Source organism: Curtobacterium sp. MCLR17_039 (assembly GCF_003234745.1).
In the GTDB taxonomy this organism is placed as follows: domain Bacteria; phylum Actinomycetota; class Actinomycetes; order Actinomycetales; family Microbacteriaceae; genus Curtobacterium; species Curtobacterium flaccumfaciens.
In genome coordinates, this window is record NZ_QKTF01000002.1 from 292,426 (window position 1) to 314,109 (window position 21,684).

Consider the following 21,684-nt stretch of genomic DNA (forward strand, 5'->3'; position numbering starts at 1 on the left):
CCCGATGCCGAACGTGCTCGAGACCCTCGTCGCGGGCGCGCTCGAGGACGCCGCCGCCCGTCGTGTCGACCGTCCGTACTCGGACGTCGAACGCGACCTCGACCGGGTGGCGTCGCCGCTCGACGCCCTCGCGTTCCTGAGCCCGGGCGACCGGGTGAAGATCATCGCCGAGGTCAAGCGCGCCAGCCCGTCCCGCGGGTCGATGGCCGCGATCGCCGACCCGGCTGCCCTCGCCGCCGACTACGAGCGTGGTGGGGCCTCGACGATCAGCGTCCTGACCGAGGGCCGCAAGTTCCTCGGCAGTCTCGCCGACCTCGAAGCCGTGAAGGCCCGCGTCGGGGTCCCCGTGCTCCGCAAGGACTTCATCGCCGACCCGTACCAGGTGATCGAGGCCCGGGCGTCCGGAGCCGACGTCGTGCTGCTCATCGTGGCGGCGCTCGAACAGGCCCGCCTGGTCGAACTGCACACCCTGGCCGAAGAACTCGGCATGCGCGTGCTGGTCGAGGCGCACTCCGGTGACGAGGTCACGCGTGGCCTCGACGCCGGCGCCCGCATCCTCGGCGTCAACGCCCGTGACCTGACCGACTTCTCGCTCGACCGCGACCTGTTCGGGTCGCTCGCCGACCGCATCCCCACCGGGGTCGTGCGGGTCGCCGAGTCCGCGGTCTCCGGTCCGGCCGACGTCGCCCACTACCGGGCAGCCGGCGCCGACGTCGTGCTGGTCGGCGAAGCGCTCGTGACGGGTGACGACCCCGCCGCGACCCTGGCGTCGTTCGTCGACGCCGCCGACCAGGCCTGACCGGCTCACCGGACCGCTGACCGGCGGCCCGGACCGCCCACGCATCGAGGCCGCCGACCGCGGCCGCACGTTCCACCCGTCCGACGCGGCCCACCGGCCGCGTCGGACTCGTCCCGGGAGACACATCGTGACCTCACTCCGCGACCTGCACGGCCCCTACTTCGGTGACTTCGGCGGACGCTTCGTCCCCGAGTCCCTCGTCCTCGCGCTCGACGAGCTCGAGGCCGCCTTCCGTCAGGCCTGGGCGGACCCGGCGTTCCGTGCGGAGCTCGACGAGCTGCAGCGCGACTACACCGGGCGCCCGTCGATCATCACCGAGGTGCCGCGGTTCGCGAAGCACGCCGGTGGCGCTCGGGTGATCCTGAAGCGCGAGGACCTGAACCACACCGGTTCCCACAAGATCAACAACGTCCTCGGCCAGGCCCTCGTCGCCCGTCGGCTCGGCAAGACCCGGCTGATCGCCGAGACCGGTGCCGGCCAGCACGGCGTCGCCACCGCGACCGCTGCCGCGCTGTTCGGCATGGAGTGCGTCGTCTACATGGGCGCCGTGGACACCGAGCGACAGGCCCTCAACGTGGCCCGGATGCGCCTGCTCGGCGCCGAGGTCATCCCCGTCGAGACCGGCTCGCGCACCCTGAAGGACGCCATCAACGACGCCCTGCGCGACTGGGTGGCCAACGTCGAGTCGACGCACTACCTGCTCGGCACGGTCGCCGGTCCGCACCCGTTCCCCGAGATGGTGCGCGAGTTCCACAAGGTCATCGGCGAGGAAGCGCGCCAGCAGGTCCTCGACCGCGTCGGGCGCCTGCCGGACGCCGTCGCGGCCTGCGTCGGCGGCGGATCGAACGCGATGGGCATCTTCGAGGCGTTCCTCGACGACGAGTCCGTCGCGCTGCACGGCTTCGAGGCCGGCGGCGACGGCGTCGAGACCGGTCGGCACGCGGCGAGCATCACGCTCGGTCGCGAGGGCGTGCTGCAGGGTGCGAAGTCGTACCTGATGCAGGACGAGGACGGCCAGACGATCGAGAGCCACAGCATCTCCGCCGGACTCGACTACCCGAGCGTCGGACCGGAGCACGCGTACCTGGCGTCGATCGGCCGCGCGAAGTACCAGCCGATCACCGACACCGAGGCGATGGAGGCGTTCCGCCTGCTGAGCCAGACCGAGGGCATCATCCCGGCGATCGAGTCGTCCCACGCCCTCGCCGGTGCCATGAAGCTCGGCAAGGAGCTCGGCCCCGAGGGCGTCGTGCTCGTGAACCTGTCCGGCCGGGGCGACAAGGACGTCGCGTCCGCCAGTCGCTACTTCGGCATCCTCGACGAGAACGCGGTGCAGCTGTGACCACGAACCGGACCGTCGCCACGACGATCGACACCGCCAACGCCGAGCGCGCCGGAGCCGTCGTCGGCTACCTGCCCGCCGGGTACCCGAACCTGCAGACCAGCGTCGACGCCGCCGTCGCCCTCGCCGAGAACGGCGTGGACGTCATCGAGTTCGGCCTGCCGTACTCGGACCCGGTGATGGACGGCCCCGTGATCCAGCGGGCGGCCGAGGAGAGCCTGGCGAACGGCTTCCGGGTCGCACAGGTCTTCGACGCCGTGCAGCAGATCACCGAGCGGGCCGACGTGCCGGTGCTCGTCATGACCTACTGGAACCCGGTGCTGCGCTACGGCGTGGACCGCTTCGCCGACGACCTCGTCGCCGCCGGAGCCGCCGGCCTCATCACGCCCGACCTCATCCCCGACGAGGCCTCGGCGTGGACCGAGGCCTCCGAGCGGACCGGGCTCGACCGGGTCTTCCTCGCGGCACCGTCCTCGTCGGACGAGCGCATGCGCCAGGCGGTCGAGGCCAGCCGTGGGTTCGTCTACGCCGTCTCCACGATGGGTGTGACCGGTGCCCGGGCCGGGGTCGACGTCGCCGCACGCACGGTGGTGTCGCGCCTGCGCGACGCCGGGGTCGAGCGCACCTGCGTGGGTCTCGGGATCTCGACGGCCGAGCAGGTCGGCGAGGTGCTCGAGTACGCCGACGGTGCCATCGTCGGGTCCGCGTTCGTCCGCGCGCTGGCCGACCTCGGTGTGCAGGGTGTGGCCGACCGTGCCGCCGACCTCGCCACCGGCGCCCGCCGCCGCTAGTCCAGTTCCTGTCGGGCCCGCGACCCGCGCTACAGTGAGCGAGGCCGACGCCACGTCGACCGCGCCCCGTCAGTTCCGAAAGGCGACAGCACCTCCATGCCCCTCCTGAGCATCCCGAGCCCGAGCACCGCCTGGCAGTACTTCGACCTGACCGCCTGGCTGCGCGACGCGTTCGGCTGGTCGCTGCCCCTCGACTTCCGCATCCACGCGTACGCGATCTGCATCCTGATCGGGATCGTGGCCGCGGTCGTCCTGGCGAACCGCCGACTCAACGCCCGCGGCGTCGAGCGCTGGATCATCATCGACATCGCGATCTGGGCCGTGCCCGCCGGCATCATCGGCGGTCGCCTCTTCCACGTGTTCACCCACGTGTCCGACTACTTCGGCCCAGGCATCGACCCGCTGTCCTTCCTGTACATCTGGGAGGGCGGGCTCGCCATCTTCGGCGCACTCATCCTCGGGTCGGTCGGCGCGTGGATCGGCTGCCGCCAGGTGGGCCTGCGGTTCACCTCGTTCATCGACGCCGTGGTGCCGGGCGTCCTGCTCGCACAGGCGTTCGGCCGTCTGGGCAACTACTTCAACCAGGAGCTCTTCGGCATGCCGACGAGCCTGCCCTGGGGCCTCGAGATCGACTCGAGCAACGCCGCGTTCCCGAAGGGCCTGCCCGAGGGCACGCTGTTCCACCCGACGTTCCTGTACGAGATCATCTGGAACGTCCTCGGTGTCGTCGTCATCCTGTTCCTCGCGCGCAAGTTCACGCTGCAGTGGGGCAAGGTCCTCGGCCTGTACCTGATCTGGTACGGCGCCGGACGCTCGGTGCTCGAGTCCATCCGCGTCGACACGAGCGAGACCTTCTTCGGGGTCCGCACCAACGTGTGGGTGGCCCTCGCCGCGGTCGTCATCGGCATCCTGATCTTCGTGGTGCAGAGCCGCCGGCACACCGGCAAGGAGCCGAGCCCGTACCTGCCGGGTCGCGGGCCCCGTCCGACCTCCGTTGTAGACTCCGAGGACACCTTCTCGGAGCACGACGACGACGCAGCAGACGGCGTCACGAGCGACGAACCGGTCACGACCACTCGCTGATCCCGTGGTGGGAGCACCCGCTCCCGACGACCACCGGTCACGCGCAGCACCACCAGCAGCACCAGACGGTCTCCGCCACAAGCGGGGCCCAGCAACCTCGCCGGCCGGCAGGGCAACTCACTGACGGCGGGCACGGGCACCAGTCCCGCCCGCTCGGGCGGAACGCACCACCGGGCCACCGCTGTCCCTGTTCCACTTCCTCGTGAGGACGGTTCCCCATGGCGCTCCAGCCAACCCAGCCCTCGGCACCGACGAGCCTCGTGCCGCCGCACCGCCGCTTCTCCGCGATCCCGGACGCCACGGGCATGTACGACCCGGCGAACGAGAAGGACGCCTGCGGACTCGCGATGGTCGCGACCCTGCGCGGCACACCCGGTCACGACATCGTCGACGCGGCGCTCGGTGCGCTCCGGAACCTCGAGCACCGCGGTGCCGTGGGCTCCGACGCGGGCACCGGTGACGGCGCGGGCATCCTGTGCCAGGTGCCCGACGAGTTCCTCCGGGCCGTCGTGCCCTTCGAGCTGCCGGCCGCGGGGGAGTACGCCGTCGGTACCGCCTACCTGCCCCTGGACGACGACGCGCGCCACGCGGTGAAGGGTGCCGTCGAGCGGCTCGCCCGCGAAGAGGGCCTGAAGGTCCTCGGGTGGCGCGAGGTCCCGGTGCGTCCGGAGGTCCTCGGAACGCTCGCCCGTGCCGCGATGCCGGCGTTCGAGCAGCTGTTCGTCGCCTCCATCCGGCACGACGTGCACGGTGCCTCGTGGAGCGGCATCGCGCTGGACCGCCAGGCCTTCCGGCTCCGCAAGCGCGCCGAGCACGACAACGACCTGTACTTCATGTCGCTGTCGAGCCGCACCATGGTCTACAAGGGCATGGTCACGACGCTCCAGCTCGAGCCGTTCTACCCGGACCTCAGCGACGAGCGCTTCGCGTCGAAGCTCGCGATCGTGCACTCGCGCTACTCCACCAACACGTTCCCGTCGTGGCCGCTCGCGCAGCCGTTCCGGACGATCGCCCACAACGGTGAGATCAACACCGTGCGCGGCAACCGCAACTGGATGCGCGCCCGGCAGTCGCAGCTCGAGAGCGAACTGCTCGGCGACATGGCCCCGCTCCTGCCCATCGTGAGCCCGGGGGCGAGCGACTCGGCCTCGTTCGACGAGGTCCTCGAGCTGCTGACCCTGACCGGCCGGACCCTGCCGCACGCCGTGTCGATGATGGTGCCAGAGGCGTGGGAGAACCAGGTCGGGATGGACCCGGACCTCCGCGCGTTCTACGAGTACCACTCGATGCTCATGGAGCCGTGGGACGGCCCCGCCGCGATCACCTTCACCGACGGCTCGCTCGTCGGCGCCACCCTCGACCGCAACGGCCTGCGCCCCGGACGCTTCCTGGTCACGGACGACGGCCTCATCGTGATGGGCTCCGAGACCGGGGTCATCGACGTGCCGGCCGCCAAGGTCGTGCGCAAGGGGCGCCTGCGTCCGGGCCGGATGTTCCTGGTGGACACCGAGGCCGGCCGCATCATCGAGGACGACGAGGTCAAGCGCGAACTCGCTGCCTCGGGTCCCTGGGGTGACTGGCTCGAAGCCGGCCGCATCAACCTCAACGACCTGCCGGAGCGCGAGCACATCGTGCACACCCCGGCCTCGGTCACCCGTCGGCAGCGCGCGTTCGGGTACACCGAGGAAGAGGTCCGGATCCTGCTGCGCCCGATGGCGGCAGCGGGAGCCGAACCCCTCGGCGCGATGGGCTCGGACACCCCGATCGCCGTGCTGTCGGAGCGTCCGCGACTGCTCTTCGACTACTTCACGCAGCAGTTCGCGCAGGTGACCAACCCGCCGCTCGACTCGATCCGTGAGCAGGTCATCACCTCGATGGGGATGGGGCTCGGTCCGGAGCGCAACCTGCTCTCCGCCGGTCCCGAGCACGCGAAGCAGATCACGCTCGACTTCCCGGTGATCGACAACGACCAGCTCGCCAAGGTCCAGCACTTCGAGACCGAGTCGGGTCGCCACCTGACCGTCACGATCAAGGGCCTGTACCGCGTCGACGCCGGCAAGAAGGCGATGCAGAAGCGCATCGCCGCCGTGTGCGACGAGGTCGACGCCGCGATCGAGTCCGGCAAGCAGTTCATCGTGCTGTCCGACCGCGACGGCAACTCCGAGCAGGCACCGGTGCCGAGCCTCCTGCTCCTCGCCGCGGTCCACCACCACCTGATCCGCACCGAGCAGCGCATGAAGGTCGGGCTCATCGTCGAGGCCGGCGACGTGCGCGAGGTCCACCACGTGGCGACCCTCATCGGGTACGGCGCCTCGGCGATCAACCCCTACCTGGCGATGGAGACCTGCGAGAACCTGGTCCGCGCCGGCATGATCCCCGGGATCACCCCGGAGCAGGCCGTCAAGAACGTCATCAAGGCGCTCGGCAAGGGCGTGTTGAAGATCATGTCGAAGATGGGCATCTCCACGGTGTCCAGCTACGCCGGTGCGCAGGCGTTCGAGGCCGTCGGGCTCAGCCAGGAGTTCGTCGACAAGTACTTCACGGGCACCTCGTCGATCCTGGGCGGCGTCGACATCGACGTCATCGCCAAGGAGAACGCCGAGCGGCACGCCCAGGCGTACCCGCAGGACGGTGCCGTGCTCTCCCACGAGCGGCTGCAGATCGGTGGCGAGTACCAGTGGCGCCGTCAGGGCCCGCCGCACCTGTTCAACCCGGACACGGTGTTCCGCCTGCAGCACGCCACGCGTGCCCGCCGGTACGACATCTTCCGCGAGTACTCGAGCGCCGTGGACGACCAGTCCGAGCAGCTCATGACGCTCCGCGGGCTGTTCCGGTTCAAGCAGGGCGCTCGGAAGCCCATCGCGCTCGACGAGGTCGAGTCGATCGAGTCGATCGTCAAGCGGTTCAACACCGGTGCGATGTCCTACGGGTCCATCTCGAAGGAGGCCCACGAGACGCTCGCCATCGCGATGAACCGGCTCGGTGGGCGATCGAACACGGGCGAGGGCGGCGAGGACGTCGACCGGCTCCTCGACCCCGAGCGCCGCAGCGCGATCAAGCAGGTCGCCTCCGGCCGGTTCGGCGTGACGAGCATGTACCTCACGCACGCCACCGACATCCAGCTCAAGATGGCGCAGGGCGCGAAGCCCGGCGAGGGCGGTCAGCTGCCCCCGGCGAAGGTCTACCCGTGGGTGGCCCGCACCCGGCACGCCACCGCGGGCGTCGGCCTCATCTCGCCGCCGCCGCACCACGACATCTACTCCATCGAGGACCTCAAGCAGCTGATCTTCGACGTCAAGCGCGCCAACCCGGCCGCCCGCGTCCACGTGAAGCTCGTGAGCCAGTCCGGCATCGGTGCGGTCGCGGCCGGTGTGACGAAGGCCCTGGCCGACGTCGTGCTCGTGTCCGGCCACGACGGCGGCACCGGCGCGAGCCCGCTGAACTCGCTCAAGCACGCCGGCACCCCGTGGGAGATCGGCCTGGCCGAGACCCAGCAGACGCTCATGCTGAACGGCATGCGCGACCGCGTCGTCGTGCAGGTGGACGGGCAGATGAAGACCGGGCGCGACGTCGTCGTGGCCGCGTTGCTCGGTGCCGAGGAGTACGGCTTCGCGACCGCGCCGCTCGTGGTCGAGGGCTGCATCCTGATGCGCGTCTGCCACCTGGACACCTGCCCGGTCGGCGTCGCCACGCAGAACCCCGAGCTCCGCAAGCGGTTCTCCGGCAAGCCCGAGTTCGTCGTGAACTTCTTCGAGTTCATCGCGCAGGAGGTCCGCGAGCTCCTCGCCGAGCTCGGCTTCCGCAGCCTCGACGAGGCCATCGGGCAGACCGACGCGCTCGACGTCGACCGTGCCGTCGAGCACTGGAAGGCCTCGGGGCTCGACCTCGCGCCGGTGCTCAAGGGGCCGCACTTCGACGACGCCGAACCGCGCCGCCACCACCGCGAGCAGGACCACGAGCTGGACCAGCACTTCGACGTGCAGCTCATCCAGCAGACCGCGGACGTGCTCGACCACGGCGGTTCGATCGCGCTCGACCTGCCCATCCGCAACACCGAGCGTGCCGTCGGCACCATGCTCGGCCACCAGGTGACCCTGCGGCACGGCGAACACGGTCTGCCGAACGGTTCGATCGACGTGACGCTGCGCGGTTCCGCCGGGCAGTCGCTCGGCGCGTTCCTGCCGGCGGGCATCACGCTGCGACTCATCGGCGACAGCAACGACTACGTCGGCAAGGGGCTCTCCGGCGGCCAGATCGTCGTCCGCCCCGACGCCGGTTCGGGCTTCGACCCCGCCGAGAACGTCATCGCCGGCAACGTCATCGGGTACGGCGCCACCCAGGGCAGCATGTTCATCCGCGGCATCGTGGGCGAGCGGTTCCTGGTGCGGAACTCCGGTGCAACGGCCGTCGTCGAGGGCGTGGGCGACCACGCGCTCGAGTACATGACGGGCGGGCTCGCGCTCATCCTCGGCGAGACCGGCCGGAACCTCGGTGCCGGCATGTCCGGCGGCACGGCGTACGTCCGTGGGCTCCGCGAGGAGCACGTCAACACCGACGCCCTGGCGTCCGGCGAACTCCGGCTCGAGGCGCTCGACAGCGCCGACGTCGAGATCGTCACCGACCTGCTCACCCGGCACGCCGACGAGACGGGGTCGACGCTCGCGTCCGACCTGCTGGCGTCCGGAGACCTGAGCGACTTCGTCAAGGTGCTGCCGCGCGACTACGCGGCGGTGCTCGAGACGCGCAGACAGGCCGTCGACGAGGGGCTCGACCCCGACGGTGACATCGTTTGGAATCGGATCATGGAGGTGACCGGTGGCTGACCGTCACGCACGTCCGGAATCGACAGAGCTCATCACAACCCTGGAGGTGACCGGTGGCTGACCCCAAGGGATTCCTGAAGGTCCAGGAACGCGAACTCCCGCCCCGGCGACCCGTGCCCGTGCGGCTCATGGACTGGAAAGAGGTCTACGAGCAGCAGGAGTCCGGTGTCCTGAAGCGCCAGGCCGGCCGCTGCATGGACTGCGGCGTGCCGTTCTGCCACCAGGGCTGCCCGCTCGGCAACCTGATCCCGGAGTGGAACGACCTGACCTGGCGCGGTGAGGGCCGACAGGCGATCGAGCGCCTGCACGAGACGAACAACTTCCCGGAGTTCACGGGTCGGCTCTGCCCCGCCCCGTGCGAGTCGTCGTGCGTGCTCGGCATCAACCAGCCCCCGGTGACGATCAAGCAGGTCGAGGTCTCGATCATCGACCAGGCGTTCCAGAACGGCTGGGTCACCCCGCACCCGCCGGAGCGCCTGACGGGCAAGACCGTCGCCGTCGTGGGCTCCGGCCCCGCCGGGCTCGCCGCCGCGCAGCAGCTCACGCGTGCCGGCCACACGGTCGCCGTCTACGAGCGGGACGACCGCATCGGCGGCCTGCTCCGCTACGGCATCCCGGACTTCAAGATGGAGAAGCGCCAGATCGACGCGCGCCTCGCCCAGATGCAGGCCGAGGGCACCCGGTTCCGTGCCGGGGTCGAGATCGGCAGGGACATCACCTGGGACGACCTGAAGTCACGCTACGACGCGGTCGTCGTCGCCACCGGTGCCACGGTGCCGCGCGACCTGCCGATCCCGGGGCGCGACCTCGAGGGCGTGCACTTCGCCATGGACTACCTGGTCCAGCAGAACAAGGCGAACGCGGGCACGACCGTCGACAACCAGATCACGGCCGAGGGCAAGCACGTCGTCGTCATCGGCGGCGGTGACACCGGCGCGGACTGCATCGGTACCGCCCACCGCCAGGGCGCGCTGAGCGTGACGAACCTGGCGATCGGCAAGCAGCCGCCGCTCGAGCGTCCGTCCGACCAGCCGTGGCCGATGTTCCCGACCGTGTTCGAGATCACGAGCGCCCACGAAGAGGGCGGCGAGCGGCACTTCCTCGCCTCCACCGTCGAGTTCCTGTCGAACGACGCCGGCGAGGTCCGAGCACTGCGGGTCGCCGAGACCGAGTACCTCGACGGCCGACGGGTCCCGAAGGCGGGCAGCGAGCGGGAGATCCCGGCCGACCTCGTCCTCATCGCGATGGGCTTCACCGGTCCCGAGTCGGACACGATCGAGCCGCAGCTCGGTCTGCCGACCACGGTCTCCGGGGCGCTCGACCGCCGTGCCGACTACGCGACCAACGAGGCCGGCGTGTTCGTCGCCGGCGACGCGGGTCGTGGGCAGTCGCTCATCGTGTGGGCGATCGCCGAGGGCCGTGCCGCGGCCGCACAGGTCGACGAGTACCTCGAGGGCTCCACGATCCTGCCGGCACCGGTCAAGGCGACCGACCGGGCGATCTCCGTCTGATGTCGGACGCGCACCAGATGTCGGGCCGCCGCCAGACGGCGGACCGTCTCCACCAGATGCTCACGCTCCCGTGAGCATGAGGCCACCAGCACTCGGTAGGGTGCTGGTGGCCTCGCTTCGTTCCGCGCGGCCCCACAGCGCGGAAACCCAAGCTCCATCCACCACCACGAAGGAATCCATTGAGACGCGCAAAGATCGTTTCGACGCTCGGACCGGCAACGTCGGACTACGAGACCGTCAAGGAGATCATCGAAGCGGGCGTCGACGTCGCCCGCCTCAACCTCAGCCACGGTGACTACAGCGTCCACGAGGCCAACTACGTCAACGTCCGTCGTGCCGCCGAAGAACTCGGCAAGCCCGTCGCGATCCTCGTCGACCTGCAGGGTCCGAAGATCCGTCTGGCTCGGTTCGCCGACGGCCCGCACGACCTGGCGGTCGGTGACATCTTCACCATCACGACCGAGGACGTCCCCGGCTCGAAGGAGATCTGCGGCACGACGTTCAAGGGCCTGCCGCAGGACGTCAAGCCCGGTGACCCGCTGCTCATCGACGACGGCCGTGTCCGCCTCCGTGTCCTCGACACCGACGGCGTGCGGGTCCGCACCGAGGTCGTCGTCCCGGGCACGGTGTCCAACAACAAGGGCATCAACCTGCCCGGTGTCGCCGTCAACGTCCCCGCGCTGAGCGAGAAGGACGAGGCCGACCTGCGCTGGGCCATCCGTCAGGGCGCCGACCTCATCGCGCTGTCGTTCGTGCGCAACGCGAGCGACGTCGTGCGTGCCCACGAGATCATGGACGAAGAGGGCAAGCGCCTGCCGGTCATCGCCAAGGTCGAGAAGCCCCAGGCCGTCGACGCCCTCGAGGAGATCATCGACGCCTTCGACAGCATCATGGTCGCCCGCGGTGACCTCGGCGTCGAGCTCCCGCTCGAGGCCGTCCCGATCGTGCAGAAGCGCGCCGTCGAGCTGTCCCGCCGCATGGCGAAGCCGGTCATCGTGGCGACGCAGATGCTCGAGTCGATGATCTCGTCGCCGATCCCCACGCGCGCCGAGACGTCCGACGTCGCCAACGCCGTCCTCGACGGTGCCGACGCGGTCATGCTGTCCGGTGAGACGAGCGTCGGTGAGTACCCGGTGCAGACCGTCCGCACCATGGCACGCATCGTCGAGTCCACCGAGGACCACGGGCTCGAGCGCATCGCCCCGCTCGGCACCAAGCCGCGCACCCTCGGCGGAGCGATCACCCTCGCCGCCGTCGAGATCGCCGAGTTCACCGAGGCGTCGTACCTCTGCGTCTTCACCGAGTCCGGCGACTCGGCCCGCCGCATGTCGCGCCTGCGCCACGGTCTGCCGATCATCGCCTTCACCCCGAACGAGGCCACGCGCCGCCGGATGGCCCTCACGTGGGGTGTCCGTTCGTTCCTGGTGGAGCGGAAGACCCACACCGACGAGCTCTTCTCGCAGGTGGACGACGTCCTCCTCGAGAACGGCCTGGCCGCCCCCGGCGACCGCGTCATCGTGACGGCCGGGTCCCCTCCCGGCATCGAGGGCTCGACGAACGACCTGCGCGTGCACCGGGTGGGCGACGCCCACGCCGAGGCCGCGCCGGCGTACGTCCGGGACTGATCCCGAGGATCCGTCCCCACCAGGGCGCGGACTGGAGGCCCGGTGCGAGCAGCACCGACCGCTTCCGGTCCGCGCCCTGCCGCGTCTCCACGGCCCTGGTGGTGACCGGACGTCGGCCGCAGGCGGCAGGATGGTCGCTGTGAGCCTCCGATCCGACACCCCGGCGCCGCGCGCCGACGTCCGCCGCTGGCGTCGCTACCTGGCCGACGAACGCGCCGAGGCGGCCGTGTACCGCAACCTCGCCGCCCGCCGTTCCGGCGAGGAGCGCGAGATCCTCGCCGCGCTGGCCGAGGCCGAGGGACGGCACGCCGACCACTGGCTCGACCTGCTCGGCGACGACGTCGGACGGCCGCGGCGGGGGAGCCTGCGCACCCGGGTGCTCGCCGTGCTGGCCAAGCGGTTCGGGTCGGTCTTCGTCCTCGCGCTCATGCAGCGCGCCGAGGACCGCTCGCCGTACGCCGACGACTCGGACGCGACCGCGCGGATGGCCGCCGACGAGCGGATCCACGGCGAGGTCGTGCGCGGGCTCGCGAACCGCGGCCGGATGCGGCTGTCCGGCACGTTCCGGGCGGCGGTGTTCGGCGCGAACGACGGCCTGGTGTCCAACCTGGCGCTCATCATCGGCATCAGCGCGTCCGGTGCCGACCGGCACTTCGTGCTGCTGAGCGGCATCGCCGGCCTGCTGGCCGGCGCCTTGTCGATGGGGGCGGGGGAGTACGTCTCCGTCCGGTCGCAGCGCGAGCTGCTCGAGGCGTCCGCGCCGCACCCCGAGGCCGGCAGGGCGGTGTCGGACCTCGACGTCGACGCGAACGAGCTCGCCCTGGTCTACCGGGCGCGCGGGATGTCCGAGGCCGAGGCGACCGAGCACGCCGCACAGGTGCTGTCCGGCATCGGTGAGCGGCGTCCGGCGACCGGTTCCACCGCGGTCACGGACGACCACGAGGCGGTCGGCACCGGCCTGAGCGCCGCGGTGTCGAGCTTCTGCTTCTTCGCGTCGGGCGCGATCATCCCGGTGCTGCCGTTCCTGTTCGGCATGCAGGGGTGGCCGGCGATCGCGGTGGCCGGCGGGCTGGTGGGCATCGCCCTGCTCGGCACCGGTGCCGTCGTCGGCGTGCTGAGCGGAGCGTCTCCCGGCAAGCGCGCCTTCCGGCAGCTCGCCATCGGGTTCGGTGCGGCGATCGTCACCTACGCACTCGGGCTGCTCTTCGGCACCGGGTCGGCCTAGCGGCGGACGGCGGCGCGCCGCGGCTACCGGCGGACGGCGGCCCGCGGCGGCAGGAGCAGCAGGGCCGCGGCCCCGACGACGATGAGCGCAATGCCCGCGAAGACCATGAAGACGGTGAGCGCGAGTCCGGGCGCGACGAGCACGACGATGCCCCCGATGATCGACAGCACGCCGCTGACGACGGTCGGGACGCGAGATGATCCCGGGTGGCCGACGAAGCCGCCGACGATCGCGGCGACCCCCTCGATCAGGAACCCGACCCCGGCGAGCACGGCGTAGACGACGAGCGGGATCGCCGGGTCGAGCAGCGTCACGAGCCCCGCGACCGCGACCAGGCCGCCGACGATGCCGGACGTCCACCGCCACACCGGGCGGGTGCCGTGGCCCCGCACCGCGGCGAAGACGCGCAGTGCCCCGGCCACGACGAGGTACACGCCGAACAGCAGCGCCACGAGCACGAGCGACGGGCGGGGCCAGACGATGGCCACGATGCCCAGTGCGATGGCGACGACGGCGGTGACGACGACGAACACCCGGAACGTCCTGACGGCACGAGAATCCACGAGCGCTCCTCCCTGATCGCCAGCGCTGGTGTCCAGCACGCTACCCGTCGGAGCCCCGGACCGTGCAACGACCTGCAACCCCCGCGGTCGTACCGTGCGGAGCAGGCGCGCGACCCGTGCGCCCCGACAGCGTCGTCGAAAGGGCACCACCATGACCATCGCACCCTCGCCCACCAGCTACGCCGCACCCGGCGAGCCCGGCTCCCTGGTCGAGTACCGCTCCCGGTACGACCACTTCATCGGCGGCGAGTACGTGCCGTCCGCCAGTGGGCAGTACTTCGAGAACCCGACGCCCGTCACGGGCAAGGTCTTCACCGAGGTCGCCCGCGGCGACTCGACGGACGTCGACCGCGCCGTCGCCGCCGGATGGAAGGCGTTCCCGGCCTGGGGCCGGACGAGCGCGGCCGAGCGCGCGGTCATCCTCAACAAGATCGCGGACCGCATGGAGGAGCACCTCGAGATGCTCGCCGTCGCCGAGACGTGGGAGAACGGCAAGCCGATCCGCGAGACCCTCGGTGCGGACATCCCGCTCGCCATCGACCACTTCCGGTACTTCGCCGGGGCGATCCGTGCGCAGGAGGGCTCCGCCGGCGAGATCGACCACGACACCGTGGCCTACCACTTCCACGAACCGCTCGGCGTCGTCGGGCAGATCATCCCGTGGAACTTCCCGATCCTGATGGCGGTGTGGAAGCTCGCACCGGCCCTCGCCGCCGGCAACTGCGTCGTGCTGAAGCCCGCCGAGCAGACCCCGGCGTCCATCCACGTGCTCGTCGAGCTCATCCGCGACCTGCTGCCCGCCGGGGTGCTCAACGTCGTCAACGGCTTCGGCATCGAGGTCGGCGCACCGCTCGCGCAGCACCCGGACATCCGGAAGATCGCCTTCACGGGGGAGACCACCACCGGGCGGCTGATCATGCAGTACGCCTCGCAGAGCCTCATCCCGGTGACGCTCGAGCTCGGCGGCAAGAGCCCGAACGTGTTCTTCCCCGACGTGGCGGCCGAGAAGGACTCCTTCTACGACAAGGCGCTCGAGGGCTTCACGTTCTTCAACCTGAACCAGGGCGAGGTCTGCACGTGTCCGTCCCGGGCACTCGTGGCGAAGGAGATCTACGACGGGTTCGTCGCCGACGGCCTGGAACGGGTCCGTGCCGTCAAGCAGGGACACCCGCTCGACCTGTCGACGATGATCGGCGCCCAGGCGTCGAACGACCAGCTCGAGAAGATCCTGAGCTACATCGACATCGGCAAGCAGGAGGGTGCGACGCTCCTGACCGGTGGTGAACGCGCGGACCTGGGCGGCGAGCTCTCGGGCGGCTACTACGTCACCCCGACGGTGTTCGAGGGCGACAACTCGATGCGGATCTTCCAGGAGGAGATCTTCGGGCCCGTGCTCGCCCTGACGTCCTTCAGCGGCTACGACGACGCGATCGCCACGGCCAACGACACCCTGTACGGGCTCGGCGCCGGGGTGTGGAGCCGTGACGTCACGACCCTGTACCGCGCCGGACGTGACATCCAGGCCGGGCGGGTGTGGTCGAACACCTACCACCAGTACCCGGCGGGTGCGGCCTTCGGCGGCTACAAGCAGTCCGGCATCGGGCGCGAGAACCACAAGATGATGCTCGACCACTACCAGCAGACGAAGAACCTGCTCGTCTCCTACGCCGACGGACCGATGGGCTTCTTCTGATGCCCGACACCGCACGCGTCGCGGTGACGCCGGCGGCGGGGGCGCTCCTCGGCACCCTCACCGCCCGGCACGGCCCGCTGATGTTCCACCAGTCCGGCGGCTGCTGCGACGGCTCGAGCCCGATGTGCTACCCCGTTGGCATGTTCCGGACCGGTCCGGGGGACGTCCTGCTCGGCGCGTTGCAGGTCGACGGGCTGGACCCGGTCGAGGTCTACATGTCGGTGTCGCAGTTCGAGTACTGGAAGTACACGCACCTGACGATCGACGTCGTCGACGGTCGGGGCGGCGGGTTCTCGGTCGAGGTCCCGGAGGGCAAACGGTTCCTCACCCGGTCGCGGATGTTCGACGAGGCCGAGCTCGCCGATCTCGGCCTGGTCCCGCGGGTGGCCCGGACGTAGGCTGACCGGAGGCGTCGCGACGGAGCGGCGGGTGGGGTCGATCGGAGGACGCATGCGCGCACCCGGTCGGCTCCGCCCGCTCGTCGCCGCGTCGTGGCAGCGGTCCGCCCGGGTCGACCCCGACGCCACCCCGGTCCTCGCCCTCGACGACGACGAACTCGACGCCGTACGGCAGGACGGCCCCCTCGCCACCCTGCTGCCGGTGGTCCGTCGGCTGCTGCTCGACGACTCCCGCTCGGCCGGGTGCGTCGTCGCCGTCGCGGACGCCGCGGGTCGTCTGGTCTGGGTCGACGGCGCCCGCTCCACGCGTCGCGCCGCCGAGGACATGGGCTTCGTCCCCGGAGCCGACTGGTCGGAGGACCGCGTCGGCACGAGCGCGCCCGGCACGGCACTGCGTCTGGACCGTCCGGTGCAGATCCGGTCCGACGAGCACTACGCGAACGCCGTCAAGCCGTTCTCGTGCACGGCCGTCCCGGTGCACGACGCGAGCGGCACCACGGTCGGGGTGCTCGACCTGACGGGCGACGACCGAGCCGTCGAGCGGCACACGCTGTCGCTGCTCGCCGCCACGGTCGCCGCCGCCGAGGCCCAGCTGGCCCTGGCCGCGGTCCGCCCACGCGCGCGGACGCCGCGCGTGCCGTCCGCCGAGCTGACCGTGCTCGGGACCGACACCGCCGTGCTCCGGATCGCCGACCGCCGGGTCGAGCTGTCCGCCCGGCACTCGGAACTGCTCGTCGTGCTCGCCGCGCACCCCGACGGCCTCGCGGCGACCGACCTCGCCGCCGCCGTCTACGGAGACCCGGGCTCGGTCGTCACCCTGCGCGCCGAGGTCGTCCGGCTCCGACGGTTCCTCGCGCAGCACGCGCCGGACGTGACCATGACGTCGCGGCCGTACCGGGTGACCGGGGTCCGGACCGACGTCGACGGCGTGCTGTCCGCGCTCGAACGCGGGGCGCGCCTCCAGGCCGTCGACCGCTACGCCGGACCGGTCCTGCCGGGTTCCGCCGCACCCGGCGTCGACGCGGTCCGTGACCTGGTGCGGCTGCGGTTCCGCGAGTCGGTCGTCGCCGACGGCGGCGTCGACGCCCTGCTCGCGTGGGCGCGCACCCCGGACGGTGCGACCGACGCGCTCGTGCTCCGCGCGCTGCTCGCGGTGCTGCCGCGGCGGTCGCCGCGGCGGGCGGGTCTCGTGGCGGCGATCGAGGCGCTCGAGGGCTCCTGAGACGGTCGACGATGGGCCGGGAGGCGCGGGTCGGGCTGGTAGTGTTGGCCTCCTCGCGAGTGTGGTGGAATCGGCAGACACGGGGCACTCAAAATGCTCTGCCTCACGGCGTGCGGGTTCAAGTCCCGCCACTCGTACCAAGTTGCTTACGGCGTGCGGGGCGGTTCGGATCCGCGTCCCGCCACTCGTACCAAACCGGTGGGTCTGGGATACGGCACTTCCGTCGTCTAGTAGGCTTTCGTCCGTGAGTGACACAGAAGCAACAGCACCAGCACCCCGTCGCGTCGTCGTCGCCGAGGACGAGTCGCTCATCCGCCTCGACATCGTGGAGATCCTCCGCGACAACGGGTTCGACGTGGTCGGTGAAGCCGGTGACGGTGAGACCGCCGTCCAGCTCGCGACCGACCTCCGCCCCGACCTCGTCGTGATGGACGTCAAGATGCCCCAGCTCGACGGCATCTCCGCAGCCGAGAAGCTCTCCAAGAACCACATCGCGCCCGTCGTCCTGCTGACCGCGTTCAGCCAGAAGGACCTCGTCGAGCGTGCCACCGAGGCCGGCGCGCTGGCCTACGTGGTCAAGCCCTTCACCCCGAACGACCTGCTCCCCGCGATCGAGATCGCCCTCTCGCGGTACCAGCAGATCATCACGCTCGAAGCCGAGGTCGCCGACCTCGTCGAGCGCTTCGAGACCCGCAAGCTCGTCGACCGCGCCAAGGGCCTGCTGAACGAGAAGATGGGCCTCACCGAGCCCGAGGCGTTCCGCTGGATCCAGAAGGCCTCGATGGACCGCCGCCTGACCATGCACGACGTCGCGAAGGCGATCATCGAGCAGCTCAGCGCCAAGAAGTAGTCCAGCGCTCCACCGTCGCTCACGGAACGCCGCCGGACCCCCTGGGGTCGGCGGCGTTCCTGCGTCCGGGGGCGGGGCGTGTGCCGCGACCACCTGGCAGGCTGGGCCCATGGACGACGTGGTGATCCGGGCCTCCCGGCCTGACGACATGCCGGCGGTGGCCGACCTGCGGTGGCGGTGGAGCGTCGACGAGGACGGCCGCACGCCGGTGCAGACGCCGGACGAGTACCGCCGTGCGATGACGGGGTTCGCGGTCGACCACCGGGAGTCGCACCGGTGCGTCGTCGCCGAGCGGGACGGTGTGGTGCTCGGCATGGCGTGGCTGGCGGTCAACCCGCGACCGCCGGCGCCGCACGTCGACGGCGACCGGTTCGCCGCTGAGCTGCAGACGGTCTACGTGCACCCGGAGCTGCGCGGTTCCGGCGTCGCCGGTCGGCTCGTCACGGCCCTGCTGGAGCTCGCCGACGAACTCGGCGTGGAGCGGACGTCGGTGCACTCGAGCGTGGACGGCGAGCGGCTCTACCGGAGGCTCGGGTTCGGCGACGCCCGCCTGTTGCTGCAGCGTCCGCCCGAGGACTGAGCCGTCGGTCCGTCGGTCCGTCGGTCAGCGACGCTCGCGGATCATGTTCGTGATCCGGACGGTGGAGCACCGGCGACCCTGGTCGTCGGTCAGGACGATCTCGTGGGTGGTGAGCGTGCCGCCCAGGTGGATGGCGGTGCACGTGCCCGTGACGATGCCGCTCATGGCGCTCCGGGAGTGCGAGGCGTTGAGCTCGATGCCGACGGCGTAGCGGCCGGGCCCGGCGTGCACGTTCGCGGCCATCGAACCGAGGCTCTCCGCGAGGACGACGTAGGCACCGCCGTGCAGCAGGCCGACCGGCTGACGGTTGCCCTCGACGGGGATCGAACCGACCGCGCGCTCGGCCGAGAGCTCGGTGATGACCATGCCCATCTTCTCGGCAAGCTCGCCCATGCCGCGTTCGTCGATGCGGGGATCGATCGTGGTCGATGTGGTGTCGTCGGTCACGGTCTGCGTCGACCTTCCGTGTCAGCGGGCGTCGGTAGGCTGTCCGGGTGTCGGACTCCGCAAAGCCTACCCTCATGGTCATCGACGGCCACTCGCTCGCCTTCCGGGCCTTCTACGCGCTGCCGGTCGACAGCTTCGTGAACCGCGAGGGGCAGCACACCAACGCGATCCACGGCTTCATTTCGATGCTGCTGATGCTCCTGCAGCGCGAGAAGCCCACCCACCTGGCGGTGGCGTTCGACATCTCCCGGTTCTCGTTCCGCACGCGTGAGTACGCCGAGTACAAGGGCACCCGCTCCGAGACCCCGGCCGAGTTCAAGGGACAGATCCCGCTCCTGCAGCAGGCGCTCGAGGCGATGGGCATCACCACCGTCACGAAAGAGGACTACGAGGCCGACGACATCCTCGCGACCCTCTCCAAGCAGGGTGCCGACCAGGGCTTCAAGGTCTACGTGGTCTCCGGTGACCGCGACTCGATCCAGCTCGTCAACGACGACGTCACGCTGCTCTACCCGTCGGTCCGCGGTGTCTCCGAACTCACCCGCTACGACCGCGACAAGGTCTACGAGCGGTACGGCATCGAACCCCACCAGTACCCGGACATCGCGGCTCTGGTCGGCGAGACTAGCGACAACCTGATCGGCATCGACAAGGTCGGCGAGAAGACCGCGGTCAAGTGGGTGACCCAGTACGGGTCGCTCGACGGCGTCCTCGAGCACGCCGACGAGATCAAGGGCGTCGTCGGCAACAACCTGCGCGAGCAGCAGGACCGGGCGATCCGGAACCGCCGGCTCAACCGCCTGGTCACCGACGTCGAGCTGCCCGTCGGTCCCGCCGACGTCGCGCTCCGCCCGGTCGACGAGACCGCGGTGCGCGAGCTCTTCGCCAAGCTGCAGTTCCGCACGCTGCTCGACCGCGTCTTCAAGGTGGCCGGGTCGGGCGACCCCGCCGAGCCCGCTGCCGAGGGCACCGTCACCGACGGCGCGCCGACCCCGCCGCTCGTCAAGACCCTGATCGACGAAGAACTCGGCTACTGGCTCGAGCGCCGCAACGCGACCGAGGCAGCGAACGGCTACGGCGTCGCGGTCGAGGTCATCGACGGACGCCTCAGCGCCATCGGCATCGCGACCCACGACGACGCCGTGCTGGTGCCGGGTGGCAGCGGCGCGAAGGACTACGAGCAGCTCTCGGCCTGGTTCGCCTCCGACGCCCCGAAGCACTTCCACGACGCCAAGGCCGCCATCAAGGCGCTCGGCACCGCCGGCTTCGTCGTGAACGGCATCGCCGGCGACGCCCGGATCATGGGGTGGCTCGCGCAGCCCGGCAAGCAGGGGCAGCCGCTGTCCGACCTCGTCTACCAGGAGCTCGGCGAAGAACTGCCGACGGCCGACCCGAACCAGCTGGTCCCCGAGACCGACCCGGTCAACGTCGGGGTGCACGCGTGGTTCGTGCTCCGCGTCACCACGGCCCTGCGCGCCCGGATCGACGCGTCCTCGCTGCAGGTCCTCGACGACATCGAGCTGCCGCTCGTGTCGGTGCTGGCCGGCATGGAGACCATCGGTGTCGGCATCGACCGCCCGGTGCTCACCGGTCTGTCCAAGGAACTCGGGGAGCGCGCCGCCGAACTCGCGCAGCAGGCCTTCGCCGAGATCGGGCACGAGGTCAACCTCGGGTCGCCGAAGCAGCTGCAGGAAGTCCTGTTCACCGAGCTCGCGATGCCGAAGACCCGCAAGACCAAGACCGGGTTCTCGACCGACGCCGCGAGCCTGGCCGACCTGCAGGAACAGCACCCGCACCCGTTCCTCGGGCTCCTGCTGCAGCACCGCGACGCCACGAAGCTCCGGCAGATCGTCGACACGCTCGACGCCGCCGTGGTCGACGGGCGCATCCACACCCGCTACGAGCAGACCGGTACGAGCACCGGCCGGGTCTCGTCGACCGACCCGAACCTGCAGAACATCCCGGTGAAGACGGCCGTCGGTCGCCGGATCCGGTCGGCGTTCGCGGTCGCCGAGCCGTACACGACGCTCGTGACCGCCGACTACTCGCAGATCGAGATGCGGATCATGGCGCACCTCTCCGGCGACCCGGGGCTCATCCAGGCCTTCAACGAGGGCGAGGACCTGCACCGCTTCGTCGGCGCCCGGGTGTTCGGCGTCGACCCGTCCGAGGTCTCCAACGAGATGCGCACCAAGGTCAAGGCGATGTCCTACGGCCTGGCCTACGGGTTGAGTGCCTTCGGTCTGTCGAAGCAGCTGCGCATCGAGCAGTCCGAGGCCCGCACCCTGATGACCGAGTACTTCGCCCGCTTCGGTGCGGTGCGCGACTACCTGCGCAACGTCGTCGAGCAGGCGCGCGAGGACGGCTACACCGAGACGATCTTCGGTCGCCGTCGCCCGTTCCCCGACCTGAAGAGCCCGAACCGGGTCCTGCGTGAGAACGCCGAACGCGCCGCGCTGAACGCCCCGATCCAGGGTTCGGCCGCCGACATCATCAAGATCGCGATGCTCGGGGTCGCCGACGACCTGCGCGAGGGCGAGCTGCAGTCCCACCTGCTGCTCCAGGTGCACGACGAGCTCATCCTCGAGGTCGCGCCCGGTGAGCAGGAGCGTGTGGAGGAGATCCTCCGCAACCGGATGGGCAGCGCTGCCGAGCTGAGCGTCCCGCTCGACGTCTCGGTCGGCGTGGGGCCGAACTGGGAGAGCGCCGCCCACTGACCCGGGCGGCCCGGG

The 21,684-nt window shown here is 70.7% G+C and carries 16 protein-coding genes and 1 tRNA gene; 15 read left to right on the plus strand and 2 right to left on the minus strand.

The features are described from left to right. The first annotated feature begins 13 nt into the window (after positions 1 to 13). From trpC to DEJ00_RS03355, 8 genes are all read left to right on the plus strand, one after another. A complete protein-coding gene (gene trpC, locus DEJ00_RS03320; RefSeq protein ID WP_027465722.1) occupies positions 14 to 799 on the plus strand; it encodes an indole-3-glycerol phosphate synthase TrpC in 786 nt (261 codons plus the stop codon). Positions 800 to 926: 127 nt separating this feature from the next. Then, the gene (gene trpB / locus DEJ00_RS03325; protein ID WP_071244754.1) at positions 927 to 2,141 is read left to right on the plus strand and encodes a tryptophan synthase subunit beta; all 1,215 of its coding nucleotides are present in this window, start codon (positions 927 to 929) and stop codon (positions 2,139 to 2,141) included. Continuing rightward, positions 2,138 to 2,932 (plus strand): tryptophan synthase subunit alpha, encoded by a 795-nt coding sequence (gene trpA, locus DEJ00_RS03330; RefSeq protein WP_027465720.1) that lies wholly within the window; start codon positions 2,138 to 2,140, stop codon positions 2,930 to 2,932. Before trpB ends, trpA begins: the two co-directional genes overlap by 4 nt. A gap of 96 nt (positions 2,933 to 3,028) precedes the next feature. Then, on the plus strand, positions 3,029 to 4,015 hold the full coding sequence (gene lgt, locus DEJ00_RS03335; protein WP_071244753.1) for a prolipoprotein diacylglyceryl transferase: 987 nt from the start codon (positions 3,029 to 3,031) through the stop codon (positions 4,013 to 4,015). Positions 4,016 to 4,233: 218 nt separating this feature from the next. Continuing rightward, on the plus strand, positions 4,234 to 8,838 hold the full coding sequence (gene gltB / locus DEJ00_RS03340) for a glutamate synthase large subunit (protein WP_375334829.1): 4,605 nt from the start codon (positions 4,234 to 4,236) through the stop codon (positions 8,836 to 8,838). Positions 8,839 to 8,891: 53 nt separating this feature from the next. Next, positions 8,892 to 10,349 (plus strand): glutamate synthase subunit beta, encoded by a 1,458-nt coding sequence (locus DEJ00_RS03345; RefSeq protein WP_110858958.1) that lies wholly within the window; start codon positions 8,892 to 8,894, stop codon positions 10,347 to 10,349. A gap of 179 nt (positions 10,350 to 10,528) precedes the next feature. Continuing rightward, positions 10,529 to 11,974 carry a pyruvate kinase gene (gene pyk / locus DEJ00_RS03350; protein ID WP_017887208.1) on the plus strand — a complete coding sequence of 482 codons (1,446 nt, stop codon included), beginning with the start codon at positions 10,529 to 10,531 and terminating at the stop codon, positions 11,972 to 11,974. A gap of 130 nt (positions 11,975 to 12,104) precedes the next feature. Beyond that, the gene (locus tag DEJ00_RS03355; RefSeq protein ID WP_027465716.1) at positions 12,105 to 13,199 is read left to right on the plus strand and encodes a VIT1/CCC1 transporter family protein; all 1,095 of its coding nucleotides are present in this window, start codon (positions 12,105 to 12,107) and stop codon (positions 13,197 to 13,199) included. Between the two features lie 23 nt (positions 13,200 to 13,222). Here DEJ00_RS03355 and DEJ00_RS03360 read toward each other — a convergent pair whose 3' ends face one another. After that, entirely contained in the window at positions 13,223 to 13,762 is a 540-nt protein-coding gene (locus DEJ00_RS03360; protein ID WP_173033968.1) for an HdeD family acid-resistance protein, read from the minus strand. 151 nt (positions 13,763 to 13,913) lie between these two features. On the opposite strand from DEJ00_RS03360, the gene DEJ00_RS03365 reads away from it, so the two are divergent. From DEJ00_RS03365 to DEJ00_RS03390, 6 genes are all read left to right on the plus strand, one after another. Further along, the gene (locus DEJ00_RS03365) at positions 13,914 to 15,455 is read left to right on the plus strand and encodes an aldehyde dehydrogenase family protein (RefSeq protein ID WP_027465714.1); all 1,542 of its coding nucleotides are present in this window, start codon (positions 13,914 to 13,916) and stop codon (positions 15,453 to 15,455) included. After that, positions 15,455 to 15,853, plus strand: coding sequence for a DUF779 domain-containing protein (locus DEJ00_RS03370; RefSeq protein ID WP_111056407.1), 399 nt, complete (start codon positions 15,455 to 15,457; stop codon positions 15,851 to 15,853). The genes DEJ00_RS03365 and DEJ00_RS03370 overlap by 1 nt, the downstream gene beginning before the upstream one ends. Positions 15,854 to 15,905: 52 nt before the next feature. Continuing rightward, positions 15,906 to 17,075: a helix-turn-helix domain-containing protein gene (locus DEJ00_RS03375; RefSeq protein WP_146247864.1), complete on the plus strand. Its 1,170-nt coding sequence runs from the start codon at positions 15,906 to 15,908 to the stop codon at positions 17,073 to 17,075. A 55-nt stretch (positions 17,076 to 17,130) separates the two neighbouring features. After that, a tRNA-Leu gene (locus tag DEJ00_RS03380) sits at positions 17,131 to 17,215 on the plus strand. 104 nt (positions 17,216 to 17,319) lie between these two features. Continuing rightward, complete coding sequence (locus DEJ00_RS03385) at positions 17,320 to 17,925, plus strand: ANTAR domain-containing response regulator (RefSeq protein WP_017887240.1); 606 nt, start codon at positions 17,320 to 17,322, stop codon at positions 17,923 to 17,925. 109 nt (positions 17,926 to 18,034) lie between these two features. Further along, entirely contained in the window at positions 18,035 to 18,505 is a 471-nt protein-coding gene (locus tag DEJ00_RS03390; RefSeq protein WP_111056409.1) for a GNAT family N-acetyltransferase, read from the plus strand. Between the two features lie 24 nt (positions 18,506 to 18,529). On the opposite strand, the gene DEJ00_RS03395 is transcribed toward DEJ00_RS03390, so the two are convergent. Beyond that, positions 18,530 to 18,898, minus strand: a complete 369-nt coding sequence (locus DEJ00_RS03395; protein ID WP_111056460.1) for a PaaI family thioesterase — start codon at positions 18,896 to 18,898, stop codon at positions 18,530 to 18,532. Between the two features lie 101 nt (positions 18,899 to 18,999). Here DEJ00_RS03395 and polA point away from each other — a divergent pair, with 101 nt between their 5' ends. Continuing rightward, positions 19,000 to 21,669, plus strand: coding sequence for a DNA polymerase I (gene polA / locus DEJ00_RS03400; protein ID WP_111056410.1), 2,670 nt, complete (start codon positions 19,000 to 19,002; stop codon positions 21,667 to 21,669). The last annotated feature ends 15 nt before the right edge of the window (positions 21,670 to 21,684 follow it).